This is a genomic window from Acinetobacter tianfuensis, assembly GCF_003611465.1.
Taxonomy (GTDB): domain Bacteria; phylum Pseudomonadota; class Gammaproteobacteria; order Pseudomonadales; family Moraxellaceae; genus Acinetobacter; species Acinetobacter tianfuensis.
Window position 1 is genome coordinate 1 of sequence record NZ_RAXV01000021.1, and the last position, 25,843, is coordinate 25,843.

Consider the following 25,843-nt stretch of genomic DNA (forward strand, 5'->3'; position numbering starts at 1 on the left):
CTTTAGGCATAAAAAAACCACCCTTTCGGGTAGTTTTTAATCTTCATATGAACCTTTATTTCAATGCGATTGTGGCTTTACTGCAATTACCACCTTGTGCAAAAGCATATTCGCTAACTGCTTTTTTTCCTGTTTGCTCATCAACCTGTTTTAAATTTGCCCCACCCACAAATGCGCCCATTTTAATAAATTGCTGAATAAAATATTGCTTACCTGCTTCAGTTTCAATTTCCAAATGGTTAGGTGAAAATTCTGATTCAGTCGAAATTGTATGTTTTTGATTACCAGGTACTTCTTTATAAAAAAATACCCCACGCGAGGTTTCACCTAAACATTCTCCATCTACCCATACATCTTTCTTTAAGGCAGCACCTTTCACAGAAGCTGAGTGATATACATAAATCCCTGCATTGCCTTCTTGTGGTGCAGTGAGTTGTTTTACTGCTGCTGAAGCACTTTGATCTGCTTTAGGTACCGATGCACATCCAACAAATCCCAAAGATAATAGTAATGTGAAAAAAATTTTATTAGACATCATTAATTCCATTGATATAAATTTTTCAAGCACATGAAAAATAACAATTAATTAAAATATAATCAAATTTATTTAAATTTCAGGCATAAAAAAACCACCCTTTCGGGTGGCTCTTTCAATCTCAAACTGCGTCTTATTGAGCGCGGTTTTTGATTTTGCGGATGGTTTCCAACTGAGCAGCAGTTTCTGCAAGAGCAGCCAAAGCAGCAGCAGAGTCCAAATCGCTCTTCTGATTTGCCAGCAAGTTTTCAGCGTTTTTACGCGCTTCAATAATTGCAGCTTCATCTAAGTTGTCAGCACGGATTGCAGTATCTGCAAGAACCGTAACAACGTGCGGTTGAACTTCTAGAACACCACCAGATACATAGATTAACTCTTCTGTACCGTTCTCAAGCAGAACGCGGATCGCGCCCGGCTTAAGTAAAGTTACTAGCGGCGCGTGGCCAGGCATAATACCCAACTCACCGCCAGCACCTTTAGCAATTAGCATAGTTACAGTGCCAGAGTACAAAGACTCTTGAACACTTACAACGTCACACTGCATAGTCGCCATGAGAATCTCCTAAATTAGGTCACTAATTAAAGTTTCTCAGCTTTAGCAATAACTTCGTCAATACCACCAACCATGTAGAACGCTTGTTCTGGGATATGGTCGTATTCACCAGCTAGAAGACCTTTAAAGCCACGGATTGTGTCTTTAAGCGGTACAAGTTTACCAGGAGCACCAGTAAATACTTCAGCTACGTGGAATGGTTGAGAGAAGAAACGCTGGATCTTACGTGCACGGTATACAGTAAGTTTGTCTTCTTCAGCCAATTCGTCCATACCAAGAATCGCGATGATGTCTTTAAGTTCTTTATAACGTTGAAGAACGTTTTGAACTTGACGCGCGATTGAGTAGTGCTCTTGACCAACTACTAGCGGATCAAGCTGACGAGAAGTAGAGTCAAGCGGGTCAATCGCTGGGTAAATACCTTGAGAAGCGATGTCACGGCTTAATACTACAGTTGCGTCTAAGTGAGCAAACGTAGTTGCAGGCGATGGATCTGTTAAGTCATCGGCAGGTACATATACCGCTTGGATAGATGTAATCGAACCAGACTTAGTCGATGTAATACGTTCTTGAAGAACACCCATCTCTTCTGCAAGTGTAGGCTGGTAACCTACTGCAGACGGCATACGGCCTAGAAGTGCTGATACTTCAGTACCCGCTAGTGTATAACGGTAGATGTTGTCAACGAACAATAGTACGTCACGGCCTTTACCGTTTTCGTCTTTCTCGTCACGGAAGTACTCAGCCATAGTCAAACCAGTCAACGCTACGCGTAAACGGTTACCTGGTGGCTCGTTCATCTGACCGTAGACCATTGCTACTTTGTCTAGAACGTTTGAGTCTTTCATCTCGTGATAGAAGTCGTTACCTTCACGAGTACGCTCACCAACACCAGCAAACACAGATAAACCTGAGTGAGCTTTAGCGATGTTGTTGATCAACTCCATCATGTTTACAGTTTTACCAACACCGGCACCACCGAACAGACCAACTTTACCGCCTTTCGCGAACGGGCAAAGTAAGTCAATGACTTTAATACCAGTTTCTAAAAGGTCAGTAGAAGCCGCTTGTTCTGCATAAGAAGGCGCTTGACGGTGAATTGGCAAACGCGCTTCAGTCGCAACAGGACCTGCTTCGTCGATTGGGCGACCAAGAACGTCCATGATACGACCTAAACATGCAGTACCCACTGGTACAGAGATAGGCGCGTTAGTGTTAGTTACGTTCAAACCACGCTTAAGGCCTTCAGTAGAACCCATTGCAATAGTACGAACTACGCCATCACCAAGTTGCTGCTGAACTTCTAAAGTAGTTTCAGTGCCATCAACTTGTAGAGCGTCATAGATCTTTGGAACGCTATTGCGTTCAAACTCGACGTCGATAACCGCGCCGATGATCTGAATGATACGACCGCCAGTCATTGCTGTCTCCTCAATTCAAAATAATGTTAAACGGCAGCGGCACCACCAACGATCTCAGAAATTTCCTGAGTAATCGCGGCTTGACGCAGCTTGTTATAAATAAGTTGCAGGCTCTTGATGATTTCACCAGCGTTATCAGTTGCAGCTTTCATTGCAACCATACGAGCTGACTGCTCGCACGCGATGTTTTCAATCACGCCTTGGTATACCACAGACTCGATATAACGAACCAATAAGCCATTTAAAAGCTCTTCAGCTTCTGGCTCATAGATGTAGTCCCAACCGTATTGACGGTTAAGGGTCTTGTTTTCTTCAGCAGCTGCTAAAGGAACAAGCTGTTCGATCTTTTGGTTTTGAGTCATGGCATTGACAAAGCCGTTAGATACTAGATAAATGCGGTCTAATTCGCCTTTATCGAACGCGTCTAACATCACCTGTACAGAACCAGATAACTGTTCAAGACTTGGCGTGTCGCCTACATTCGTAGTCGCACCAAGTACTTTACCGCCGTAGTTTTTAAAAAACGCAACCGCTTTTTGACCAATCAAAGCAAATTGAACTTCAATTGACTGCTCTTGTTGCTGCTGTACGTGTTTTACCACTTTTTTGAACAAGTTAATGTTCAAACCGCCAGCAAGGCCGCGATCTGAAGACACAATGATATAGCCAACGCGCTTAACTGGGCGTTCAACCATATAACGGTGCTTATATTCAGGGTTCGCTTGTACCAAATGAGCAATTACACGGTGCATATTTTCGGCATACGGACGGCCTTGAGCCATGCGCTCTTGCGCACGACGCATCTTAGAAGCTGCTACCATCTGCATCGCGCGAGTAATTTTCTGCGTGCTTTTGATACTAGCTACTTTGGCGCGAATTTCTTTTAAATTTGCCATACGCTTAACCTAGTATTCGAAGGCCCTTTCGAGCCCTCGAAGGTTGATTCCGTGAACCAAACCGACACTAAATTCAACTGTGTTGAATATTAGTAAGTTTGAGTCGCTTTGAACTTCTCAATACCTGCTTTAAATTCAGCTTCGATGTCTTTGTTGTAATCACCAGTTTCATCGATTTTTTGCATTAACGCAGCATGTTCAGAACGGAAGTAAGAAATCAACGCAGCATCAAAGTCTACGATTTTCTTAACGTCAACGTCAGTCATGTAACCTTCGTTAGATGCATATACTGATACAGCTTGGTCAGCGATTGAGTAAGGAGCATATTGTTTTTGCTTCATTAACTCAGTAACACGTTGACCGTGTTCTAATTGCTTACGAGTTGCTTCGTCAAGGTCAGAAGCGAACTGAGCAAACGCTGCCAATTCACGGTATTGTGCAAGTGCAGTACGGATACCGCCTGACAATTTTTTGATGATCTTAGTTTGAGCAGAACCGCCAACACGTGATACCGAAATACCTGCGTTTACAGCAGGACGGATACCAGAGTTGAACAATGAAGTCTCAAGGAAGATCTGACCGTCAGTGATCGAAATTACGTTCGTTGGTACGAATGCAGATACGTCACCCGCTTGAGTTTCAATGATTGGTAAAGCTGTTAAAGAACCAGTTTGGCCTTTAACTTCACCATTCGTGAATTTCTCAACGTAGTCAGCAGAAACGCGCGAAGCACGCTCAAGCAGACGAGAGTGAAGATAGAATACGTCACCTGGGTACGCTTCACGACCTGGCGGACGGCGTAATAACAATGAAATTTGACGGTAAGCAACTGCTTGCTTAGACAAATCATCATAAATGATCAGCGCGTCTTCACCGCGGTCACGGAAGTATTCGCCCATTGTACAGCCTGAGTACGGAGCAAGGAAAAGCATTGCTGCTGGATCCGCTGCCGCTGCTGCTACAACAGTTGTATACGCCATAGCGCCAGTTTCTTCCAGCTTGCGCACAACGTTAGCGATCGTTGATTGTTTTTGACCAACTGCTACGTATACACATTTAATGCCAGAGTTTTTCTGAGCGATGATCGCATCGATCGCCATTGCTGTTTTACCAGTTTGACGGTCACCGATGATTAATTCACGTTGGCCGCGGCCAACTGGAATCATTGTATCAACTGATTTATAACCAGTTTGTACAGGCTCATCTACCGACTGACGCCAAATTACGCCTGGTGCAACTTTTTCTACTGCATCAGTTAATTTCGCATCAATTGGGCCTTTACCGTCAATTGGATTACCAAGAGCGTCTACTACACGGCCTAAAAGTTCTGGACCAACCGGAACTTCTAATACGCGGCCTGTGCAGCGAGCTTTTTGGCCTTCTTGAAGGCTTAAGTAGTTACCTAAAACAACGACGCCCACTGAATCCTGTTCTAGGTTCAGTGCCATACCGTAAAGGCCGCCGTCGAATTCGATCATTTCACCGTACATTGCATCAGCAAGGCCGTGAATACGCACAATACCGTCGGAAACCATAACAATGGTTCCTTCGTTCTTAGCGGTTGCGCTGGTGTCCAGATCGCCGATACGCTGTTTAATGAGCGCACTGATCTCGGATGGATTCAGTTGTTGCATTGCGCTATACCTCAATCTTTTTAAAGTTCAGTCTTCTTATTTCTTAGGCAAGAAGACGAGTACGCATTTTTTCAAGCTTATTAAGCGCAGAGTCATCTATCACTTGGTCGCCTGCACGAATAACTACACCAGCAATCAGCGCTGGGTTAACTTCAACAGTCACGCTTACAGCAGCTTCGAATTTCTTCTCTAATGCATGCGTAAGCAATTGTTCTTGTACTGAAGTTAATGGGAATGCTGATTCAATCACAACATCCACAGTATTGTTATTCTGTGATTTAAGCTGCTCATATTCTGCTGCAATTTCAGGAAGAAGAACCAAACGGTTATTTTCAGCAAGCAATGTCAAAAAGTTAGACACAGCTGCAGTTTGGTCTTCACCTAAAACTTTAGCAAAAAGAGCGACCTGCTCAGCAGGTGTAAGCTCAGGGCGATTTAGATAAGCTGAAAATGCTTCGTCTTGCACAGCTGCACTAAGCAAATCAAGCGCTTGTGACCAAGAGTCAGTTGCGCTTTGCTCAGAAGCGTAAGCAAATGCTGCTTTAGCGTATGGGCGTGCCAACGTCAAGAGTTCAGCCATAATCCGCCTCTCTTAAAGTTTAGCAGCCAGCTGAGTCAGCATGGCATTGTGAGCTTCTGCATCAACTTGCTGGCTAAGAATTTTCTCAGCACCAGTCACTGCAAGAGCAGCCACTTGTTGACGCAATTCTTCGCGGGCAGCATTGATTTCAGTGTCAACAGATTCTTTCGCTTGTTGACGGATGCGCTCACCTTCAGCAGATGCTTGAGTACGCGCTTCTTCTACCAATTGTGCACCGCGACGGTTCGCTTGTTCGATCAATTGAGCCGCTTGTGCTTTTGCTGCGTCTAATTCAGCTTTCACTTGAGCTTGCGCATCTGCAAGGTCAGCTTTGGCTTTTTCAGCAGCATTTAAGCCATCAGCGATTTTACGCTGACGCTCACTAATCGCATTGATTAGTGGTGGCCATACAAATTTCATGCAGAATGCGACAAAAATCGCAAATGAAATCGCTTGGCCAATCAATGTGAGGTTGATATTCATTGCTATTCCTCAATAGTTTAATTTAGGAATTAAGCTGATTAACCTACAAATGGATTAGCGAAGATGAAGAATAAGCCAATACCAACACCGATCATAGGCACAGCATCAAGAAGACCCGCGATTAAGAACATACGAGTTTGAAGTTGTGGAGCCAATTCTGGTTGACGAGCAACAGCTTCTAAGAAACGGCCGCCTAGAAGACCAAAACCAATCGCAGTACCTAAAGCACCAAAAGCGATCAAGATAGCAGATGCAATTGCAACTAGACCTAAAGTGAGTTCCATGATAATTCCTCAGAGGTTAGGTTTATACCAAATTAAATTAAAAAATTGTGCCTAACCATCCAGTGACAGTTAGGCAATGCCATTAATGCTTTTCGCTTGCCATACTCATATACACGATTGTTAACATCATGAAAATGAATGCTTGCAGCGTAATAATCAAAATGTGGAAAATCGCCCAAGGCACAGACAGAGCCCACTGGATCCAGAATGGTAACAATGCGATCAAGATGAAGATCAACTCACCCGCATACATATTACCGAACAGTCGTAGAGCCAATGAAACTGGTCGAGCCAAGAAAGTAGTTAATTCCAAAAGTAAGTTAAATGGAATTAAAAGCACTTTAGCAACTGGGTTACTTGGGTTAAATGGGTTAAGTGCCAGCTCACCAACGAAGCCGCCAACACCCTTTTCACGAATACTGTAGAAAATAATTAAGAAGAATACAGAAATAGACATACCTAAAGTAATGTTAGGATCTGTAGTCGGAACAATTTTAAAGTAAACATGATGAGGGTCTACACCAAGCATAGACGCAATCGCCTGTTGAGCGACATAAGGAATAAAGTCAACAGGGATCAAGTCCATCAAGTTCATGAGGAAAATCCACACGAAAATGGTTAATGCCAGCGGTGCAATTAAACGAGACTTTCCATGGAAGGTATCGCGCACACTTGAGTCAACAAACTCGATAATCATTTCAATTGCAGACTGGAACTTGGTTGGAACACCAGAGTTTGCAGCTTTCGCTACGATCCAGAACAACAAACAGAAAATGATACCAAGGCCGATTGACCAACCCATTGAATCCAAGTGAATAGCAGTGAACCCCATCTGTTGAGCCTCAGCACCACTTTCAGCTAACTTCCATGTACCGTCTGGCATTTTGCCATAGGTCATATTCGTCAAGTGATGCTTGATGTACTCGGTCGAAGTAAGGGCATGTTCTTCAGCAGCCATAAATCACACCTGGTCAATGTCAAAAAACTAATGGAACTCACGAATATCGCGTGCTGCTTGATATCTCGTCAGCTCCTGAAAAAACTTTTCAATTTTTGCTGCGCTTAAACTCGTTTTTGTAGACGTGACACCCAAAAAGGTGCAACCCACGACATGGCTTGAACGAGGATAAAACCACAAAACAATGCTGCCGGTGACAGCGGCTTCACATTGCTCAAAATCAAAATGAATCCAACAATCACTATTGCAAACTTGCCCATCATGCCACGATACATATTAGACAGCACTTGCTTGGTCGCGCGCGCGCCAGCGGCTCTAAATGACTGCCACGAAAAGTAGCAGCTCGCCAGCCAGCATACCAGTGCGCCTAAGGCAGCACTCATTGCGCCAGTTGAGTCTTTAAGGACCCATCCAATCAAGGCTGAAACAGGAATCATTACTGCTTGCAAGATGACTAAAGCTTTCGCTAATCGTCGATCAATCAAGCGACTAGTTCGGCTCATTTTTGTACACTCACAGCATTTATGCTTGACAAGTTTAGCTGATGATTATTTTTAATCGCAGGCATTATAGGGTTACACCCCTGAACATGCAATCTTTTCCCGACCTAAGTCTGGTTTTTTTCAATCATTAAACTGCTTTTAATCTAAACAATAACTGATTATTTTTTGCATCATTTCCGTGCATTTAGCACACAATTCTGGGTTTGCTCCGCCAGCTGCTTCCACGCGATTAAAAAATCGGCCTGACCGGTCATGCTTTCATCCACCTTCTGAAAGACTGCCGCGCCAAGCTTTTGGTACTGATTTTTACTGGCATGGCCCTCAGCCAATAAGCACATTTTTGCCTGCGGACGAGTATCATTCATAAATTTGATTTGCGCGATCGTCGGGGCAATATGCGGATCATCTGTCAGCGCGCCAGAAAACTTTAAATTCAATGATCGTTCAAGATATTGATACGCATCATGATAAGCCCAATATGGCTGCGGCTTGTTTACCTTATGCAAGCGCTGTGCGCTGATCAGCATTTCATGTGCAAATAAGCGGGCATTGGCCCAGTATTTGTCACGGTTTTCCGGTTTTTGCTGTGAACGCAGCGCTGCAATAAAGAAACCGATACGCACAGCATTGTTCGGTTCAAGCCATACATGCGTATCCACGGTATTTGGCAGCGCTTTGCCTCTTGGGTTTCTCAGCGGCAGCACACTGACAATACCTGAATCTAATATGGCAATACTTTTACCGCTTTCTGACAGCAGCTTATCTAAAGGCGCCTCATGCGCTTTGCCTAACCAAAGCACTAAATCTGCATCCTGCACAATTTTACGGTGCGCAGGTGTCAGGCTGACATCATGTCCTGTCTGATTTTCCAGCAGCAGCTTCGGCTGCTCTACCCCATTGGTGACTTGTTTTGCAATGAGATAAATTGGATGCGTAGATACCACCAGATCTTGCGCCCAGCCAAATGAGCTGAACATTGCCAATATACATAGGGCATAGAAACGGGACATGAGGCAAACCATAATATTCGAGAAGTGTTATAATATAACAAAATGCTAAAAATACCTACGTCTGATCGTAAGTTGATAGCGTTCATGTTAAGATTTAAAGTCTTTTTCTTTATTGTTTCGCACTTGAGGTCGCTATGAGCACTTGTTCTCACGAACACCATGATGCACTGCACGGCGTTCATGATCACCACAATGTAGAACAGCGTCTTGCGGAAGCAGAAAGCATGTGCGCTGCCGCTGGCGCACGCCTCACCCCTTTGCGTAAAGAAGTGCTGGAACTGATTTTAAATGCCTCTGGCCCAGTTGGCGCATATGACCTTTTGGCAAAAATTAAAAGTGAATCAGACCGCCCTGCTGCCCCGCCTACGGTGTACCGCACTTTAGACTTCTTATTGGAAAAAGGCCTGATTCACCGTCTGACATCGATTAATGCCTATATCCCCTGCTGCCATCCGCGTGAAGGCCATCAGGCTGCATTTCTGATTTGTTCAGACTGCAAAACAGTAAAAGAAGCGTCTTCTCAAGGCTTGCTGCAGCAGCTGGATCAGCTTTCTGCATCCGATGCTTTTACAGCGCATCACAGTATTATTGAAATTTCAGGACTTTGTCAGCAGTGCCGTCTCAAACACTAAGCCCAGCTGTACTGGCAGAATTAAAACAAATTTATGTCCGTATAGACGAACGCGACATTTTAAAAAATATTGATTTTACTTTACATAAAGGTGAAATCGTGACGCTGATTGGCCCGAATGGCGCAGGAAAATCCACTTTAATTAAAGTACTGCTGGGTATTGTTAAGCCTAGCGCCGGCGAAATTCTCACACAGCCGAAACTCAAATTTTCTTATGTACCGCAGAAATTCAATCCTTCACATAGCTTGCCGCTGCGGGTGTGTGATCTTCTCGCACTGGAAAAATGCGATGCCTCGATAAAGGCAGAAATTATCCGAGATACAGGCATCGGCAAATTACAGCAATCTAAAGTACAGCAGCTGTCTGGCGGTGAACGTCAGCGTGTGCTGCTGGCCCGCGCTTTGCTGCGCCAGCCGCATATTTTAGTTTTAGATGAGCCGATGCAAGGTTTGGATATTCAGTCTGAAGCTGAACTGTATGACTATGTGCGCAGCCTGCCAAAAAAATACGGCTGCGCCATTTTAATGGTCTCACATGATTTGCAGTGGGTGATGCAAGGCACACACCGTGTGGTTTGCTTAAACAAGCACATCTGCTGCAGCGGCTTGCCTGAAAATGTGCAGCAGCACCCGGAATACCAAGCCATTTTTGGCACAAATCGTGTGTTTTACCAGCACCACCATGACCACTGTGCTCATGGGGACAGCGCTACACCATGCCAGCATGATTCGCGTCCGCATATTCACCCAGAACCGGAGGCTTAACGCATGATGGAATGGCTGCAGCTGCTCCTGCCCGCTTGGATTATGGGTACGCTTTTGGTGTTTTTAACTGCGCCGCTGGGCTGCCTGATGCTTTGGCGCCGCATGTCATTTTTTGCAGATACAATGGCGCACGGCACTTTATTGGGTGTTGCCATTGCAGGTGCTTTAGCCCTCCCCCTCTGGGTTGGCGTTACACTGCTGGCAGCCATGCTGGTCGGCATCTTATGGATTCTGCATGATCCGCGCCTGCCAAATGATGCTTTGCTGGCACTGTGTTCCGCGACCCTGCTCTGCTCTGGCCTGCTGCTCATTCAGCACTTGCCTGAACTCCGCCCTGAGCTGCTCAGCTATTTATTTGGTGATTTACTCACGATCACATGGGCAGACCTACCCGTTTTTGCCACGGTTATTGTTGTTGCATTGGCAGTGCTTTATAAAAGTTGGCAAGCGCAAATCCAAATTGCAATTGACCCAGATGTTGCCATAAGTGAAGGAATCAATGCCCAATGGCAGCGGCTGATTTTTATGATGCTGCTGGCTTTATTTACCGTGCTCGCTTTACGCGCTGTGGGTTCACTGCTCATGGGTGCACTTTTAGTCATTCCAGCACTGACTGCGCGTTTACTGGCGAACTCACCTAAACAAATGGTGGTGTGGGCTTTTCTGATTGCACAAGCCGGAGTGACGGTCGGCCTATGGTCAAGCGCAGGATTGAACGTTTCAACCGGCCTGAGCATTGTACTGACCATGGCAATCTTATTTGCTGTAATTTTTAGTGTGCAGAAAGTTAAAAAGCTGACCTAAAAGCACCAATAAAAAAACTGCTCATAGCAGTTTTTTTATGCCCTTTAAAACGATATAACTTTATATATCTCAAATAAAAAATGGCTTAGACATGCAAATTGCTGATTTTAAGTTGCTCGCCCGCTACAACATCTGGGCAACCATACGTTTGAACCAAAACCTTGCCTTAATTTCAGATGACGATTTCTACAAAGATTGCGGTTTATTTTTTAAAAGTATCTCAGGCACACTGAATCACCTGCTGGTCGGTGAGCATTATTTGTGGTTTTCCCATTTTACGGCTGGTTCATCACCCCAGCTGGCGCTCAATCATATTGCAATCACCGACCGTAAAACCATATTAAGTGAACTAAACTCGCGTGCAGAAAATTGGCTAGATTATTTGGATCAATTAGACTCGCAGCAGTTAAGCAGTGATTTAAATTATATAAGCTCACTTGGTGATGCTATTTGTTTGCCATTTTCAAGTACCTTAGTGCATGTATTTAACCATGGCACACATCACCGCGGGCAAATAACAGCCAGTTTGAGCGCTATGGGCTACCCCTGCCCTGAATTAGATTTAATTTATATGCTTTTGGAACAGGCAAAGAATCATCCCAAATAATAAAGTTACTGCTTTAAAGGCCGTGCTTTAACTTATAGAAACGAAACTCGGGATTAAACAGTCCAATTAAAAATAAGATCGTAAATGCAATCCAAAAGAACCACGCCATCATGATTACTTGGTCTTTTGTCCACTCTTCAGACTGAGAAGAACTAAAGAAAAACCATGTTTTCCAGCCCTGAATATACGCTGCGCCGCCCCATGAAATTATCCATTTAGTCACAATACAATGAAGAATATAGATGAAAACCCAAAGTGTTGTTGACATTGTTTATTCGACTTATTTTTAATAATAGCCCCACAATATCGTAATAGAATTAATTGAACAAGAACTTATAACTTTGAATATTCACCTTCTAAATCATTGATGTACCAAGCTCAGCAGACTTGCAGCGCAAGCAAACAACACTGCAAAAGTTCGATTCATATATTTTTGCTGCTGAGGCGATTTCAGCAATCGCAGCACTTTGGCCGCCAAGCCTGTATAACCAGCCATGACAATCAGATCAATCGTAATCATCGTCGCCGCCATAATCAGGTATTGAATCCACTGCGGCTTAGACAAATCTAGAAACTGCGGCAGCACAGCGAGTAAAAACACAATCGCTTTGGGATTACTCATATTGACCAAGAAGCCGTAGAGGACCAATTTTGAACGCGATTTATTTGGCAAATCATTTTGAATATCAATAGACTGAGCTGGTGCTGTCCACTGCAGATAAGCTAAATACACTAAATATAGAACACCAAACCATTTCACAATTAAAAATGCCCAAGGGGTGGTTGCAAACAATACCCCTGCCCCTGCTGCAACAACACCAATTTGCACCAATAATGCCAGCTGTAAACCAAATGCATTCCAATAACCTCGCTTGAAACCATAGTTAAGGCCGCTCGACATAGAGGCAATTGCACCCGCACCCGGTGACACACTAATGACCCAGCATGCAAGCATGAAAGCCACCCAAATTTGGAAGGACATAGTTTTGGTATTGTTGAAAAAGGAACCTAATTATATGACATTTACAGCTTTTAGGCCGTACCTGAAACTGAATAAAATGCAGTTTAAGTCTACTCAGTGCAGAATTGATCAGGCACAATAGATTCAGCCACGTAAAAAATTCGAATATTTTAGGAGCTATGCATGACCGCCCAATCTGTGATTTTGCCCTTACCTTCAGATCATGCGCGTTTTATTGTTCTTCGTTTAAAAGATTTGTCGCTTGAAGAATTAAAAGAAAAACTGAATGACTTGTTTGATACGCGTGACCGTCTGATTACACAGCATCCGCAATCACAGATTAAGACAGCGGTTGCTTTTGGTCCTGAACTTTGGTCTCAGCTGTATATGCAAGTACCTGCAGGCTTTAAACAGCTCGCCCCTATTGCTGGTTCATTTAATATGCCAGCAGCGCCAGCAGATGTCTTTATTCATATTGCGGCGCAGCGAACCGATATTTGCTTTGCGCTTAGCCAAGCGTTCTTTGATGGCATTCAAGATAAAGTTGAAGTATTGGATGAACGTGTTTGCTTCCGCAATTTCGATGGCCGTGATTTAACTGGTTTTATTGATGGCACTGAGAACCCGCAATTTCCAGATGACCGTGCAGAAACAGCTCTTTTGGCTGAAGATGCTGGCGTATTTGCCAACGGTTCTTTTATTTTTGCGCAGCGTTATGCGCATAATTTGGATAAATGGAAAAAGCTGAAAGTTGATGCGCAAGAGCATGTGATTGGCCGCACTAAACTTGAATCGATTGAGTTAGATGAAGATGAACAGCCTGAAAACTCGCACGTTTCGCGTACGGTGGTTGAAGATGCTGAAGGTGGAGAAATGGCGATTTTGCGTCATTCACTGCCTTATGGTGATGGCCGCGGTGACCAAGGCCTGTTCTTTGTGGCATATACCAATGATTTAAGCATTATCGACAGCATGCTGGTTCGTATGTTCGGCACCAGTGGCGATGGTATTCACGACCGTTTACTTCACTTTGTCACGCCTATGGATGGCGCTTATTACTTTGCGCCGAGTGAGGAGTTATTGGAAGAAGTGTTGGAAGGGTGATTAAATGAAGCCGACGAAAGTCGGCTTTTATATAAAAACTACTTAAACTGATATATGATTTTTTTAGAATTTTGATAATACGTCATTATTGAATTATTATCTATTTCTACTCTATTGTTTAAATATATAAATTTTTCATCAACTAACTTATTATTTTTAACTTGCATAACTCTTAAATTTGGTCCACTTTCATCTTCAAAAGGTGAAATTATTAATTGAAATCGACCTCTATCTAGAACCATACTTGGTCCATCCGATAGGTTTACGAAGTCATACTTTTTAAACAGTTCTTTTGTTTCTATTAAATTTAGACCAGAGCACTCTTTTGTCTTTTTTGAAATACATTTCAAATGCACATCAGAATCATATTTTTTTGATACTATATTTTTTTCACTACCTATAATTTCAGGATCTTTTTTTATTTTTTTAAAACTATCATTTTCAAATATATAACATTCATTTTCAACATTTATATTGTTATCATCACTAGCATAAGTAGTTCCAGAAATACAAATTTCATTTGAGGATTTAGAGAACTTAATTTCAGGATTTTCATTAATTAAAACTTCCAATCTAGAATCTACAAAATTACCAACGATTTGTTGCAAAGGGTATATTTTTCCTTTTAATGAATCTATGACAACAATTGCTTTTACATTTCTACTGTCACCTTTACCGGTATATCTATCTTCATTTAATATTATAAGTATTTTGTCATTTGAAAAATTAGCTATGCTCGACAATTTTTGATTATAAATTTTTATTTTTTCATTAGTACAAAAGTTTACTTTAATTTTTTCTACATTACATGAACTAACATTATCATATTTTAGACTATCTTTAATAAATGATGATTCCTCTCTCGAATAAGAACAACTAGAATTTAATAATCCAAAAATTAAAAAAAGGAACAATTTGGTTAATTTCATTTTTAAAACCTATTTAGATGAATGATATGCTTTAATTTTGTCAAAAATTTCTTTTACCTTAGCTGTTGAATGTGAATTAGCTCTATTTGTACCAGATTGGTGATAGCCTACCGAACCATCAGAAATAACGCCAAATTTATTCTTACTACCTTTAGGTAAAGCTATTGAAGCCCATTCTCTAGAGGCATCTATCATAGCTTTCTCAACTGTTGAGCTACCACTGTGTATAAGATTGTAAATTTCAGTTCGTCCTCTTAATAAATGTTCCTTAAAAACTCTTTCCTGCATATTCGCATCGTAAAGTTCATCACCAGTGAGATTCATTCTCTTTCTTGCAGCGTCTAATGTTGATGGAATTGTTTGATATTTTCCGGTTGCAAATCTTCGCCTATTGTCTTGCCAACTATAGTTTTTTGAAGCTAGTAACAATTGATTAATTGTTTTTCCTGTAATTGTGCCTGGTAAATCATTCATTTTCCCATATTTGACTCTTTTCCCTTCAGGTGCTCCTGCATTCCAAGCCTCATAACTTCCTTCACCACTGGCAATTGCATTTCCCAACTCCACAACCAATTCATCAATTGTTTTATCAGAAGTTTTTAAATTGTTACTTGCCGCAGTTAATACACCTGAACAACTTAAAATCGATACTAAATTTATTTTTTTTACTAATTCAACTAATGGACCACCATTCAATTCTGCGACACTCTTTTTGAAAAAAAGGTCATTAAAATATGGCTGAGAGAACCTCGTAACATCATAGTGCACCCAAGTTGTTGCTCCAGAACCGCCGTTATTAAAAACTTTAGGTTCAAGATATATTTTATCAGTTTGTCTTTGCTCTGAAGCTCCCATCTTAATTTCCATTATTTTTTTTCTAATGAATTCCATATCTAATAATTCTTTGGTTCTTACTCCGTCCTTCTTTATATGTATATCTAGTGCTAGCCCCATATGGTTAACACTGGTTCTTTTATGTTGCTTATTATTTTCAATACACCTATATCCTGATTCGATGTATGCCACTTCTAATCCACTTGATTTAAACTCATTTTTTAAATAAAAGTTTAAAGATTTTAATATCCAAATTAGAGATCTATGTATTCCTGGATATTCATTAGCAATATTACTACCAGAAGTAACTCCTTTACGATTATTACCATAACCAGAACATTTCCCACATTTACATGAAGCTTTTGCCATAAACCCTGAAACTGGATATTCTGTATAGAATTTATCTAAAGCCAATAATAAGCTTCCACAAATTTTCCCCGTTTCAGGAACCCCCATATAATCCCTCTGAAACTGTTTGATACAAGCTTCAGTTAAAGGAGTAAATTGATCTGTGGGTAAAGCACCGCCAAAGCCAGCTAAACGGATATTAATTTCTCGTATTAATTCACTTTGCCCACTTGAAATACATTGAGGCGATGACTTGCATAAATTTGATGTATCAGATTTGGGAGTACCTCCATCCTGACTTCTGTCCTCCTTCATTTCAATTTTAATAACTTCAGTTAAAGCTTTTTTCCCATCCTCATACCATTCATTAAGCTTTTCCAATGCCTTATTTTTATAATCATCTAACTTAGATTCTGATGATTGATTAGCTTTCTTTTCATCATGTTTAGGTGGTGCTGATTTTTGAGACTTGGTCTTCTCTGGCTGCTTTTTAATCGGCTGCGGTTTCTTATCCTGACTGCTTTTATTGCCTGTTGCTGGCGTATTAACTGGCAATTTAATAATTTGGCCTATGCTAATTTTATTTCTATTTTCAAGTTTATTTAGAACATCTAATGCCCTAACTGTAGTCTGATACTTTTGTGCAATCGATGTTAAAGTATCACCGTTCTGGACTATATGTGTCTTGCGCTTATAACCACCTTGTTTACCATTATTTTCTAAAGTTTTTAAATCTATAAGTAATTTTGGACTAATTACCTTAACTAACATTCGATCTTTTGACAGAGTAAAAGATTTGACTTTTTTCATACCATCATCAAATAGATTTTTCACATATACATCTAAAACCGTTCCTTTGTCCCGCTGAATTTCATAAAAACAGCCCTTTGAATTAGTGATACCTTTTACAACATGCTGATCTGTTTTCTGATTTCTAACTTGATAGTAAATCTTAGGTATTGGGTTTCCAAGAGCATCTAAAATTTGTACTGTTGCTAAAGCTTTATTAGACATATTTTTTTACCTTAATTATTATTATGATCAATGAGTTCATCTACATCATAACCATCAATACTTAACCCCCATTCATCATCCATACCTACTAAGATTTGAACCTTTGAAGGATCAGCCGTTGAAATCTTTCCAGTGCGGCCATGCTCATCAATCCCTCCACTAATTACTGCATTCGTTTCAGGTATAAAAGCTTTGTAACTAAGCTGGCTAAAATCACTCTGCCAAAATAAGTCATACACATCTAATTTATTACTATAAATAGGGGCATTTGGCAGTTGCGGCACGTCATAACTGACTTTTCCTCCCCCCACAAAACTATGCTGCCCTGCCTTACTCTCAAACTTACCGCCTGTTGTAGCAAATATGCCATCGCCATTGATTTTCAGCTGTGAACCGCCTGCCGTAAGCACTATTTCCTTTGGGCTTGTTAATTCAATTTTATCTTCGGTAGAAATGAGTTTAATCACTTTACGGGCTATCGCCTCAATCGCGTCATCCTGTGCCTGCAACTCCACTTTGCCCTTAGCTGCATATGCACGTAACCCTTTTTGCGCAGCAAACAAACTGATTTTGTCTTGAGCATGACTTACAATATTTTTTTGGGCACTAATATTCACCGAGCCTTGCGCGCTCACCGCAACATCCTGCGAGGCTTGCAATACAATATCTTCAGGTGTGGTCATCGCAATGCCATTTGGCGAAGCTAATAACATCAAAGCTTGTCTAAACAGTTTGCCTTGTTCCTGCTGCTGCGGGTCAGGCGACTTTTCCAAACCTTGAGCGTATCCCTCCATAAACCCCTGAACGTGCTTCAGCGCTTTTGTAGGCGTAAATATTTCTGGCTGACCAAACCCGCCGCCAATAATCATTTCATCAGGCTTAATTTTGATCTCTTCAACAATTTTGCCAATTTCTTTCAACGATTTCAGCGGATCATCTTTGAGCTGTTTTTTAATTTGCGCGACCCGATCCTTCAGCTGATCTGCACCGTGTTCTTCAAGGTTTTCAATCACATCTTTCAAATTATCAAAAGCTTCTTCTGCATCTTCAAAATAAGCCTTGAACTGCTTCACCGCGCCTTTCACATCTTTCGTGATCGCGCCGATATCTTGAATAAAACCTTTGCAGTTTTTCAACGCATTCAGCGGATCTTGCGTCAATTCATCTTTAAATAAACTGACGGTCGTCATTAATGCTTCTGAAGTGCTTTTTATTTCTAAGGATTGAATCAGCTTTGGCAAACGCCCAATGACATTCAGCGCATCCGTTTGCTGTTTCACCGCAATGCTGCTGAGCATTTTCATGCTTTCCTGACCTTGGCTTAACAACGCCTGCGCTTTAGCCGCCTCCAAATGATCTGCAATCGCATTTTCCTGCGCATAGGTGCTGATCAGCATGCCTCGGCCCGCGCGTACTGCACCAAAAGCATCCGTACGCAGTTCAAAACCTTCACCGCGGCGATTGCTTTGTTCTTTGTCTTTTGGATGACTCAAATTGCCTAAATTTAGTTGCGTCGCTGCATGACTGCTTTGCAGCTGTGTACTGATTTGCCCAGTCGTATCATCAAATCGCAGCTGATTAAAACCGCTGCCGCTCACTTCTTGTGAACGAATACCGCTGAGCTTTTTGGTATCTGGCAGCTGGCCTTTGACATCAAACATGGTCTGATAGCGTTCTGCTTCATGAATACGCCCCACCACAAAAGGACGGTCCACATCACCCTCAAAAAAATCAATCACCACAATTTCACCAATCCGCGGGTGAAAACGTGCACCATAACCCTCACCCGCCCATGGTGTTAATACATCCACCCAAGCCGAGTCGGTATCATTGTCATTGCTGCCAGCGCCGCCGTCATGGCTATGGTCATCCGTTCGGGTAAAAGCGAAACGCACTTTAATGCGTCCCCAAGCATCGACATAAATGCTCTCGCCTTCAGGACCAACGACTTTAGCGCGCTGCGGATAGGCCATTGCACGGTGCAGCAGCGGGTCATACTCTGGAACAACCTGAATAGTACGGCGCACCACATACAGTTCATTGGCCTGACGTTCATCATCCAAAGACTGCCAACGGCTTGAGCGCAGCAATTGCTCCAGCTGCACAGCGATATCTTTGGGCAAATTATTTTGGTTATAAAATGTTTTGCCTAAAATTAAAAATTCACGCTCATCACCCTCATGCTGATCAATTTCAGGATGATCCGTCAGCTTGAACCAATAGCCGACTTGCGCATCGCGCACGCTGCTTTGCGCAGTAAAATACTTGGCTTGCAGCGCTTGATACTGGCTGAGCTGCTGATTCAGCTGCTCCAGCTGCCCAGTTCCAGATGCTGTAGCCTGATCTGCGCCATTCAAATCTGTTGTCCATGCCGGGCTAAGGGTCCATGCCTGTTCTAAACTGAGGGTTTCATTGTCTTGCTGCTCACTCTGCAAGTGTGTGCTTAACATTGGATTCGATTGATCTTGCGCCAAAGACTGCGCCTGCCAGCGCTGGGTCTGCACTGCGGTGGACTGCAAATAACGCTGCGCAACAAAACTGGTAATGGTATCCATCCGCTCGGCAGCATGGCTGCGGTGAAAACGGATGCTTTGTCTGGCTAAAGCGCTGAAATCCTGCTGATGGTCAATCAAACGCAATTGCTGCGCCTGCATTGGCGCTGCGGAAACTGGCACAGTCTGTTCTGTTTCATCAATCAGCCAGTTAATACCTTCACTGCGCCATAACCGTGTTAAAAAATCATAGTCACTTTCATTGGCCTGCATCACAAATGGGCGCACAGCATAATCACGGCTCAAACCAGCGGTATTAAGGCTGAGGCTAGATGCAAACAGCGCACTTTTCTGCTGCCATTCACTGAATAAAATTTCAGTAATTTCACGCACACTTTTATTCATAAAAACTCGGCTGTTCCGGCGCTTCTTCCAAAGCGCGGCAGCATCTTCAACCGTGAGTTTATATACCGTCAATGCACCATCACTCTGGCCTTGACTGGCGCCAGTCACCACCGCTGTCATACGCTGCAGCTGGCCTAAATCGGTGACCTGATCTACAGCAATACGGCAGCCGATAAACTGCTTTAGGGGGATATGCGCATTGGTGGATAAACATAAGAGATCTGCACGCAGCCCTTGGTTAATGCGGTGCTCACCTTCAAGGCGCTGAATAAAGACTTGAGTATTTAAAATTTCATTCGAAAAATGAATATGCAAAGCGCGCTTTTGCACACTGAGGCCAAGATTCTCAATGAGTGAATAAATATTTTTTATCATCTTAATTTTATTTATACGTTTATTTTATTTGTGCGCGCATTCTATAAAACGCGCATTTTTTCGTCTAGTAGTTTTTATCTAGAACTGGCTATTTATCTGCATTTTTCCGTATAACAAAAGGACAAATCTGGACTTTTCGCTTGTAAAGCAGACTGTTACACTGCTGGCTATTTCTCTTTTTCAATGCTTTAGACATGCTTCGATTTGAATCTAAACTTCCAGCCCAAGGCGTGACCATTTTCAGTGTCATGAGTGCGATGGCGCAGCGTTTAAATGCCTTAAACCTGTCACAAGGCTTTCCCGATTTTCCAGCGCCGCCAGCACTTTTGGAGGCTTTAGCGCAAGCTGCGAAGGATGGATTCAATCAATATGCGCCAGGCGATGGTTTGCTGGCTTTACGTGAACAGCTCAGCCAATTATTTTTACAGCGTGATCAGCTGCTACTAGACCCAGTCACAGAAATCACCATTACTCCGGGCGCGACCATTGGCTTGTTCAGTGCCATTCAAGCCATTGTGCATGCGGGCGATGAAGTGATTATTTTTGATCCGAGCTATGACAGCTATGCGCCAAGCATCAAATTGGCAGGCGGCATACCTGTACATATCAATTTAATTGCTCCAGATTTTCATGTGGACTGGCAAGCCGTTAAACATGCGATAAATGCCAAAACCCGCATGATTATTATCAATACCCCGCACAATCCAACAGGCGCCGTCTGGTCTGAAGCTGATTGGCAGCAGCTGATCGCATTAGTCGCACAAACTCAAATTGTCGTACTGTCAGATGAAGTCTATGAACATCTGATTTATGACGGCCGCCGCCACTATTCGGCATTATCGTTTCCAGAGCTGCGTGAACGCAGTTTTGCGGTGGGTTCTTTTGGTAAAACCTTCCATGTGACTGGCTGGAAAACTGGTTATTGCGCAGCAGCGCCTGAGTTAATGGCACTGTTCCGTCAGGTCTACCAGTTCACCAATTTCTGCGGTGTAACACCAGTACAAATGGCCTTAGCTCACTTTATGAATAGCCATCCTGAACATATTGCAGAGCTTGCAGGTTTTTATCAGGCCAAACGCGATCTGTTTAATGCAGGCATACAGCATTCGCGCTTCCAATTCACCCCATCGTCAGGCACTTATTTTCAAAACTTGGATTACAGTGCGGTCCGTCCAGATCTAAATGATGTGGACATGTGCAAATACTTAGCCGAACAGCATAAAATCGCGACTATCCCAGTGTCTGTTTTTTATCAAAACCCGCCAGAAGATTTACGTTTAATCCGTCTTTGTTTTGCCAAAAAAGATGAAACATTAATACAGGCGGGAGCAATTTTATCGAAGGTATAAGGCTCTGCTGCCTCTAAATGCTTAATCAAAATAAAAAGCCTGAGTTACGCATCAACTAAGGCTTTTTTAAGCAATACCTGCTAATGTCAGTATATAAAGTCACTATATATAAAAATACGGCACAGGATTGCAAATGACCGAAAATCGGCCTTTTGATACTCAGCAAAAACTTTGGAAATCCTTTCTGATTTTTCTGATCCCTCTCATCGCCACCAATATTCTGCAAAACCTTTCAGGCACCGTAAATACAGTCTTTGTCGGACAGATGCTCGGCGTACATGCAATTGCGGCAGTCTCGGTATTTTTCCCTATTCTATTTTGCTTAATGGCCTTCGTTATTGGGCTCTCTGCAGGCGCAACCGTTTTGGTCGGACAGGCATGGGGCGCAAAGAATATTGATAAAGTAAAAGGGGTCGTTGGCTCTACGCTGTTTATGACCCTCATTGGCGGTACGCTGATTGCTTTTTTAGGCGTTATATTTGCTCAACATATTTTACTGGCTCTAGGCACAGACCCAGAGGTTCTGCATCTTTCTGTCCCTTATGTGCAATGGATGCTGGCTGGCAGCCCTTTGCTGTTTATTTATATTATTTATACTTCCATTTTACGCGGTGTCGGTGACAGCACCACGCCGCTGATTGCTTCAGGCATGACTATTATCACTGGGCTCATAATTACGCCTGTGCTGATTATGGGTAAATTCGGCTTTCCAAAATTGGGGATCGTTGGCCCTGCTATTGCAACAACCATCGGTTTCAGTATTGCGCTGCTTTTTTTATATTTTTATTTAAATCAAAAAAATCATCCGCTGCGCCCAGATCGCGCTTTGCTGCGCCAAATCCGCTATCAGCCCGAATTAAGCAAAATTATTTTACGTTTAGGCATTCCGACAGGCATTCAAATGGTCACCACTTCTGTTGCCGGCCTTGTAATTGTTGGACTGGTTAACCGCTATGGCGCAGATGCAACCGCAGCATATGGCGCGGTCAATCAGGTACTGAACTATATTCAGTTTCCAGCGCTTTCGATTGCTATTGCAGCCTCTATTTTTGCGGCCCAAGCGATTGGCGCAGGCAAATCTGAGCTGCTCAATAAGGTCAACCGTACTGCCTTAGGCATGAATATTCTATTTACTGGCACACTGGTTATTTTGGCTTATTTATTCTCCAAGTATTTAATGGCGCTATTCATTACAGACCCTCAAGTCGTCATTTTAGGACAAGAGCTGCTGTTCATTGTACTGTGGTCCATTCTATTCTTTGGCGCCAGCGCCATCTTTGCTTCCATTATGCGCGCCAGCGGAACGGTCACTGTTCCCATGATAATTAATATTGCCGCCATTTTGCTGATTGAAGTGCCAGCCGCTTATCTATTCAGCGAATGGTGGGGCTTAAAAGGCATCTGGTATGCCTACGCCCTCGCCTTTGTCAGTTTATGCTTCATGCAAGGGCTGTATTATCAGTTTGTCTGGAAGAAAAAAACCATAACCTCGCTGATCTGACAGCTCGGCTGAAACATTGATCAGCTTTGAAATGAATTAAATGCTGTCAACCTATGGATATTTCGATACGGCTTTTCGGCTATGCAGTCATTAAAAACAGTTTTAAACAAAAAGAAAAAGCCCGCAATACGCGGACTTTTTACTTAAAAATGTAAATCTAAGTTTTTAATATTACTTATTTTTACCAATTTTTGTCGCCAAAGCAGTAATTTTTTGATAGCCCGTCGGCAATACACGCTGAATTAAATCCAATGCTTTCGCATCATTGCCAATCAGCAGACGGCGCTTATCTCTTTGCACTGCTTCTAAAATTTGACGCGCCGCTTCTTCTGGCGGGCAGCGCAGCAGCTTATTAAATGCTTTTGCCGACTTCTCAGGGTGCATGCCTAAGCTCTTCAAGCTGTCATTCATTTTCGCTGCATTGGCAATATTGGTGCGGATACCGCCCGGATGAACACACAGCGCGCTCACGCCTACATTTTCCATATCCAGCTCTTGACGCAATGATTCAGTAAATCCGCGTACCGCAAATTTAGTCGCATTATAAGCAGACTGAGTCGGCTGCGCAGTTAAGCCAAACAGACTGGAAATATTAATGATATGGCCATCGCCAGTTTTCTTGATCATCGGCAAAAATTCTTTTGTGCCGTACACAACACCCCAAAAATTGATATCAACAATCCACTCCAGCTCTTCATAGCTTGCGCCTTCAACGGTAGAACCCAATGCCACGCCGGCGTTGTTGAAAATCATATTGACAGAGCCGTGATTCTGCACCGTATCCTGCGCCCAGGCACGAACCTCTTCCAGCTTAGCCACATTGACTTTTTTAGTGGTTACACGGACATTGCTGTCTTTAACCAATGCTGCTGTTGCTGCTAAACCCTGTTCATTTACATCACTTAGAGATAAATGACAGCCTTGCTTCGCCAGCAAAACAGCTAACTGCTGTCCAATACCTGAACCTGCACCTGTAATGGCTGCGACTTTATTTTTAAAATTTTTCATCTGTTGTCCCTTTGCTATTTTATTCCTGCACATAACACTCAAACAAATATCATCATTTTTATAAGTGCCGCAGATTCAAACCCAATATAGTTTTGACAATATATATTGTCAATATCATCTTAGGACTCAGTCTTGACCAGACATTCACAAAAAGCAGCCATAGGTCAAAACTGATTTTGTTGTTAAGATTACAGACAAATGGAATAAGCGTGAGCACACTTTACCAATGACTGAATCAGATACAGAAGTGAAAGCAGTGACAGAAAAAAAGACTAAAGAACGGCAATTTAAAGGACTTTCACTGACCGAACGTAAACAGCAGCGCCGTGAAAAACTGATTGAGGCAGGAATCGAAGCCTATGGCACACATGGCTTTTTCTCGGTCACAGTGAAAGATATTTGCAATGAAGCCAAGCTGACCGAACGTTATTTTTATGAGTCATTTAAAAAGAGCGAAAACTTATTCCAAACCATCTTCCTGCAGCTGATCGATCAGCTGCAGCAAAATGTCATGCAAGCCATCATGCAGGCATCCGCAGATCCTAAAAAAATGATTGAAGCTGGCTTAAATGCCCTGCTGACCACTTTAAAAAATAATCCGCGTATGGCGCGCATTATTTATGTCGATGCCATGCTGGTGCAAGAACTGCATAATCAGGCCACAATTCATGAAACCATGTCGCGTTTTGACCGCATGATTCAAGCTTTTGTGATGCTGATGATGCCTCATATCAACCGCTCAGAAAGCGAAATTTCTTTTGTCTCGACAGGTTTAAACGGCTACGTTACACAAATTGCCATCCGTTGGGTTATGAGCGGATTCAAGCAGTCTAAAGAAGAAGTTTTATCATCATGCAGCATCGTTTTTTTAGCATTGCTGGAATCATTTTCAGAAAATTCATCTGCAGCAAAAATGTAAAATATCACCTCATCAGGCAGCGCGCTGACGCATATAAAATGCCCGAAAAGCATAAAAATAGGTAACGCTGCTGAAACCATACCCAATAATTTGTGACAAAAGTTTGCAAAAATGGCGTTTATACACACAACTGCAATGATACTGTCATAATTAATCTTTGTAATGAGCCTGTCATAAAGATAAGACGGTCAGCCGTTAACAACCATGAATAGGGTATTGCGCTGTGAAAGATGACTACATTTTAATTGTTGATGATGAACTCCCAATTCGGGAAATGATCCATACCGCTTTAGATATGGCAGGTTTTCAGTGTCAGCAAGCTGAAGATGCACGTCAGGCGCATCAAATGATTGTTGACCAGCGCCCTGCATTAATTTTGCTGGACTGGATGATGCCGGGCGGCGTCAGCGGTGTTGATTTGTGCCGCCGTTTAAAACGCGATGAAACCTTATCTGAAATTCCAGTCATCATGCTGACGGCACGCAGTGAAGAAGATCATAAAGTGCAAGGCTTGGATGCCGGTGCAGATGACTACATGACCAAGCCATTTTCTACCCGTGAGCTGGTATCACGCATTAAAGCCGTGCTGCGCCGTTCAAATGCGCTCAGCGGCGAAAAAACCATTGATGCCAATGGCCTTGTCCTAGATCCAATGAGCCAGCGCGTCAGCTTTGGCGAACATATTTTAGAAATGGGCCCAACTGAATACCGCCTGCTGGCATTTTTCATGACTCATCCTGAACGCGCTTATACCCGCGCTCAGCTGCTGGACCAAGTCTGGGGCGGCAATGTCTACATCGAAGACCGCACCATTGACGTACACATCCGGCGTTTGCGCAAAGTGCTTGAACCCTACAATGCAGACCGTTTTGTACAAACCGTCCGCGGCACAGGCTACCGCTTCTCCACCCGCGCGGATACAGTTTTAGGTTAATTCAAA

The 25,843-nt window shown here is 42.7% G+C and carries 26 protein-coding genes; 9 read left to right on the plus strand and 17 right to left on the minus strand.

Translation table 11 applies throughout. From position 1 onward, the window contains the following. Positions 1 to 55: 55 nt before the first annotated feature. From D7V32_RS10215 to D7V32_RS10265, 11 genes are all read right to left on the minus strand, one after another. The gene (locus tag D7V32_RS10215) at positions 56 to 535 is read right to left on the minus strand and encodes a DUF2846 domain-containing protein (protein WP_120402781.1); all 480 of its coding nucleotides are present in this window, start codon (positions 533 to 535) and stop codon (positions 56 to 58) included. Positions 536 to 668: 133 nt separating this feature from the next. Next, the gene (locus tag D7V32_RS10220; RefSeq protein WP_120402782.1) at positions 669 to 1,088 is read right to left on the minus strand and encodes a F0F1 ATP synthase subunit epsilon; all 420 of its coding nucleotides are present in this window, start codon (positions 1,086 to 1,088) and stop codon (positions 669 to 671) included. 26 nt (positions 1,089 to 1,114) lie between these two features. After that, positions 1,115 to 2,509 (minus strand): F0F1 ATP synthase subunit beta, encoded by a 1,395-nt coding sequence (atpD, locus tag D7V32_RS10225; protein ID WP_120402783.1) that lies wholly within the window; start codon positions 2,507 to 2,509, stop codon positions 1,115 to 1,117. 26 nt (positions 2,510 to 2,535) lie between these two features. Further along, positions 2,536 to 3,405: a F0F1 ATP synthase subunit gamma gene (gene atpG / locus D7V32_RS10230; protein ID WP_120402784.1), complete on the minus strand. Its 870-nt coding sequence runs from the start codon at positions 3,403 to 3,405 to the stop codon at positions 2,536 to 2,538. 89 nt (positions 3,406 to 3,494) lie between these two features. Beyond that, the gene (gene atpA, locus D7V32_RS10235) at positions 3,495 to 5,039 is read right to left on the minus strand and encodes a F0F1 ATP synthase subunit alpha (protein WP_120402785.1); all 1,545 of its coding nucleotides are present in this window, start codon (positions 5,037 to 5,039) and stop codon (positions 3,495 to 3,497) included. 43 nt (positions 5,040 to 5,082) lie between these two features. Continuing rightward, the gene (locus D7V32_RS10240) at positions 5,083 to 5,619 is read right to left on the minus strand and encodes a F0F1 ATP synthase subunit delta (RefSeq protein ID WP_120402786.1); all 537 of its coding nucleotides are present in this window, start codon (positions 5,617 to 5,619) and stop codon (positions 5,083 to 5,085) included. A 12-nt stretch (positions 5,620 to 5,631) separates the two neighbouring features. Then, positions 5,632 to 6,102: a F0F1 ATP synthase subunit B gene (locus tag D7V32_RS10245; RefSeq protein ID WP_120402787.1), complete on the minus strand. Its 471-nt coding sequence runs from the start codon at positions 6,100 to 6,102 to the stop codon at positions 5,632 to 5,634. A gap of 38 nt (positions 6,103 to 6,140) precedes the next feature. After that, positions 6,141 to 6,386: a F0F1 ATP synthase subunit C gene (atpE, locus tag D7V32_RS10250; RefSeq protein WP_000424060.1), complete on the minus strand. Its 246-nt coding sequence runs from the start codon at positions 6,384 to 6,386 to the stop codon at positions 6,141 to 6,143. An 82-nt stretch (positions 6,387 to 6,468) separates the two neighbouring features. Next, entirely contained in the window at positions 6,469 to 7,344 is an 876-nt protein-coding gene (atpB, locus tag D7V32_RS10255; RefSeq protein WP_120402788.1) for a F0F1 ATP synthase subunit A, read from the minus strand. 104 nt (positions 7,345 to 7,448) lie between these two features. Then, the gene (locus tag D7V32_RS10260; protein ID WP_120402789.1) at positions 7,449 to 7,847 is read right to left on the minus strand and encodes an ATP synthase subunit I; all 399 of its coding nucleotides are present in this window, start codon (positions 7,845 to 7,847) and stop codon (positions 7,449 to 7,451) included. 170 nt (positions 7,848 to 8,017) lie between these two features. Continuing rightward, positions 8,018 to 8,857 (minus strand): metal ABC transporter solute-binding protein, Zn/Mn family, encoded by an 840-nt coding sequence (locus D7V32_RS10265; protein WP_120402790.1) that lies wholly within the window; start codon positions 8,855 to 8,857, stop codon positions 8,018 to 8,020. 134 nt (positions 8,858 to 8,991) lie between these two features. Between D7V32_RS10265 and D7V32_RS10270 the strand changes: the two genes are divergently transcribed. From D7V32_RS10270 to D7V32_RS10285, 4 genes are all read left to right on the plus strand, one after another. Beyond that, positions 8,992 to 9,489 carry a transcriptional repressor gene (locus tag D7V32_RS10270; RefSeq protein ID WP_120402791.1) on the plus strand — a complete coding sequence of 166 codons (498 nt, stop codon included), beginning with the start codon at positions 8,992 to 8,994 and terminating at the stop codon, positions 9,487 to 9,489. Continuing rightward, the gene (gene znuC, locus D7V32_RS10275) at positions 9,471 to 10,253 is read left to right on the plus strand and encodes a zinc ABC transporter ATP-binding protein ZnuC (RefSeq protein ID WP_407641544.1); all 783 of its coding nucleotides are present in this window, start codon (positions 9,471 to 9,473) and stop codon (positions 10,251 to 10,253) included. The genes D7V32_RS10270 and znuC overlap by 19 nt, the downstream gene beginning before the upstream one ends. 3 nt (positions 10,254 to 10,256) lie before the next feature. Then, entirely contained in the window at positions 10,257 to 11,057 is an 801-nt protein-coding gene (gene znuB, locus D7V32_RS10280) for a zinc ABC transporter permease subunit ZnuB (protein WP_120402793.1), read from the plus strand. A gap of 91 nt (positions 11,058 to 11,148) precedes the next feature. Next, positions 11,149 to 11,664 (plus strand): DinB family protein, encoded by a 516-nt coding sequence (locus tag D7V32_RS10285; protein WP_120402794.1) that lies wholly within the window; start codon positions 11,149 to 11,151, stop codon positions 11,662 to 11,664. Positions 11,665 to 11,677: 13 nt separating this feature from the next. On the opposite strand, the gene D7V32_RS10290 is transcribed toward D7V32_RS10285, so the two are convergent. Together D7V32_RS10290 and D7V32_RS10295 are read right to left on the minus strand one after the other, a co-directional pair. Continuing rightward, the gene (locus tag D7V32_RS10290) at positions 11,678 to 11,887 is read right to left on the minus strand and encodes a hypothetical protein (protein ID WP_228200204.1); all 210 of its coding nucleotides are present in this window, start codon (positions 11,885 to 11,887) and stop codon (positions 11,678 to 11,680) included. 138 nt (positions 11,888 to 12,025) lie between these two features. Beyond that, positions 12,026 to 12,646: a LysE family transporter gene (locus tag D7V32_RS10295; protein ID WP_120402796.1), complete on the minus strand. Its 621-nt coding sequence runs from the start codon at positions 12,644 to 12,646 to the stop codon at positions 12,026 to 12,028. Positions 12,647 to 12,808: 162 nt separating this feature from the next. Here D7V32_RS10295 and D7V32_RS10300 point away from each other — a divergent pair, with 162 nt between their 5' ends. Beyond that, a complete protein-coding gene (locus D7V32_RS10300) occupies positions 12,809 to 13,729 on the plus strand; it encodes a Dyp-type peroxidase (RefSeq protein ID WP_120402797.1) in 921 nt (306 codons plus the stop codon). Between the two features lie 38 nt (positions 13,730 to 13,767). On the opposite strand, the gene D7V32_RS10305 is transcribed toward D7V32_RS10300, so the two are convergent. From D7V32_RS10305 to D7V32_RS10315, 3 genes are read right to left on the minus strand one after another with little or no spacing between them, the layout of a single operon-like run. After that, positions 13,768 to 14,658 carry a hypothetical protein gene (locus D7V32_RS10305; RefSeq protein ID WP_120402798.1) on the minus strand — a complete coding sequence of 297 codons (891 nt, stop codon included), beginning with the start codon at positions 14,656 to 14,658 and terminating at the stop codon, positions 13,768 to 13,770. Positions 14,659 to 14,667: 9 nt separating this feature from the next. Then, positions 14,668 to 16,854 carry a LysM peptidoglycan-binding domain-containing protein gene (locus tag D7V32_RS10310; RefSeq protein ID WP_120402799.1) on the minus strand — a complete coding sequence of 729 codons (2,187 nt, stop codon included), beginning with the start codon at positions 16,852 to 16,854 and terminating at the stop codon, positions 14,668 to 14,670. A gap of 11 nt (positions 16,855 to 16,865) precedes the next feature. After that, entirely contained in the window at positions 16,866 to 20,126 is a 3,261-nt protein-coding gene (locus D7V32_RS10315) for a type VI secretion system Vgr family protein (RefSeq protein ID WP_120402800.1), read from the minus strand. Positions 20,127 to 20,320: 194 nt separating this feature from the next. On the opposite strand from D7V32_RS10315, the gene D7V32_RS10320 reads away from it, so the two are divergent. Then, entirely contained in the window at positions 20,321 to 21,475 is a 1,155-nt protein-coding gene (locus tag D7V32_RS10320; RefSeq protein ID WP_120402801.1) for a methionine aminotransferase, read from the plus strand. Between the two features lie 133 nt (positions 21,476 to 21,608). Further along, positions 21,609 to 22,976 (plus strand): MATE family efflux transporter, encoded by a 1,368-nt coding sequence (locus tag D7V32_RS10325; protein ID WP_120402802.1) that lies wholly within the window; start codon positions 21,609 to 21,611, stop codon positions 22,974 to 22,976. A 171-nt stretch (positions 22,977 to 23,147) separates the two neighbouring features. Here D7V32_RS10325 and D7V32_RS10330 read toward each other — a convergent pair whose 3' ends face one another. Further along, positions 23,148 to 23,984, minus strand: coding sequence for an SDR family NAD(P)-dependent oxidoreductase (locus D7V32_RS10330; protein WP_120402803.1), 837 nt, complete (start codon positions 23,982 to 23,984; stop codon positions 23,148 to 23,150). A gap of 226 nt (positions 23,985 to 24,210) precedes the next feature. Here D7V32_RS10330 and D7V32_RS10335 point away from each other — a divergent pair, with 226 nt between their 5' ends. After that, positions 24,211 to 24,903, plus strand: coding sequence for a TetR/AcrR family transcriptional regulator (locus tag D7V32_RS10335; RefSeq protein ID WP_120402804.1), 693 nt, complete (start codon positions 24,211 to 24,213; stop codon positions 24,901 to 24,903). 223 nt (positions 24,904 to 25,126) lie between these two features. Next, on the plus strand, positions 25,127 to 25,837 hold the full coding sequence (gene phoB, locus D7V32_RS10340) for a phosphate regulon transcriptional regulator PhoB (protein WP_120402805.1): 711 nt from the start codon (positions 25,127 to 25,129) through the stop codon (positions 25,835 to 25,837). Positions 25,838 to 25,843 lie beyond the last annotated feature (6 nt).

Bases quoted from the DNA above. Each gene is read 5' to 3' on its own strand.
- atpB (WP_120402788.1), bottom strand. From the start codon at position 7,344: ATGGCTGCTGAAGAACATGCCCTTACTTCGACCGAGTACATCAAGCAT.
- D7V32_RS10335 (WP_120402804.1), top strand. From the start codon at position 24,211: ATGACTGAATCAGATACAGAAGTGAAAGCAGTGACAGAAAAAAAGACT.
- atpD (WP_120402783.1), bottom strand. From the start codon at position 2,509: ATGACTGGCGGTCGTATCATTCAGATCATCGGCGCGGTTATCGACGTC.
- D7V32_RS10325 (WP_120402802.1), top strand. From the start codon at position 21,609: ATGACCGAAAATCGGCCTTTTGATACTCAGCAAAAACTTTGGAAATCC.
- D7V32_RS10245 (WP_120402787.1), bottom strand. From the start codon at position 6,102: ATGAATATCAACCTCACATTGATTGGCCAAGCGATTTCATTTGCGATT.
- D7V32_RS10285 (WP_120402794.1), top strand. From the start codon at position 11,149: ATGCAAATTGCTGATTTTAAGTTGCTCGCCCGCTACAACATCTGGGCA.
- D7V32_RS10330 (WP_120402803.1), bottom strand. From the start codon at position 23,984: ATGAAAAATTTTAAAAATAAAGTCGCAGCCATTACAGGTGCAGGTTCA.
- atpG (WP_120402784.1), bottom strand. From the start codon at position 3,405: ATGGCAAATTTAAAAGAAATTCGCGCCAAAGTAGCTAGTATCAAAAGC.
- atpE (WP_000424060.1), bottom strand. From the start codon at position 6,386: ATGGAACTCACTTTAGGTCTAGTTGCAATTGCATCTGCTATCTTGATC.
- atpA (WP_120402785.1), bottom strand. From the start codon at position 5,039: ATGCAACAACTGAATCCATCCGAGATCAGTGCGCTCATTAAACAGCGT.
- D7V32_RS10295 (WP_120402796.1), bottom strand. From the start codon at position 12,646: ATGTCCTTCCAAATTTGGGTGGCTTTCATGCTTGCATGCTGGGTCATT.
- znuB (WP_120402793.1), top strand. From the start codon at position 10,257: ATGATGGAATGGCTGCAGCTGCTCCTGCCCGCTTGGATTATGGGTACG.
- D7V32_RS10300 (WP_120402797.1), top strand. From the start codon at position 12,809: ATGACCGCCCAATCTGTGATTTTGCCCTTACCTTCAGATCATGCGCGT.
- D7V32_RS10215 (WP_120402781.1), bottom strand. From the start codon at position 535: ATGTCTAATAAAATTTTTTTCACATTACTATTATCTTTGGGATTTGTT.
- D7V32_RS10305 (WP_120402798.1), bottom strand. From the start codon at position 14,658: ATGAAATTAACCAAATTGTTCCTTTTTTTAATTTTTGGATTATTAAAT.
- D7V32_RS10315 (WP_120402800.1), bottom strand. From the start codon at position 20,126: ATGATAAAAAATATTTATTCACTCATTGAGAATCTTGGCCTCAGTGTG.
- D7V32_RS10265 (WP_120402790.1), bottom strand. From the start codon at position 8,857: ATGTCCCGTTTCTATGCCCTATGTATATTGGCAATGTTCAGCTCATTT.
- D7V32_RS10240 (WP_120402786.1), bottom strand. From the start codon at position 5,619: ATGGCTGAACTCTTGACGTTGGCACGCCCATACGCTAAAGCAGCATTT.
- D7V32_RS10270 (WP_120402791.1), top strand. From the start codon at position 8,992: ATGAGCACTTGTTCTCACGAACACCATGATGCACTGCACGGCGTTCAT.
- D7V32_RS10310 (WP_120402799.1), bottom strand. From the start codon at position 16,854: ATGTCTAATAAAGCTTTAGCAACAGTACAAATTTTAGATGCTCTTGGA.
- D7V32_RS10320 (WP_120402801.1), top strand. From the start codon at position 20,321: ATGCTTCGATTTGAATCTAAACTTCCAGCCCAAGGCGTGACCATTTTC.
- D7V32_RS10260 (WP_120402789.1), bottom strand. From the start codon at position 7,847: ATGAGCCGAACTAGTCGCTTGATTGATCGACGATTAGCGAAAGCTTTA.
- D7V32_RS10220 (WP_120402782.1), bottom strand. From the start codon at position 1,088: ATGGCGACTATGCAGTGTGACGTTGTAAGTGTTCAAGAGTCTTTGTAC.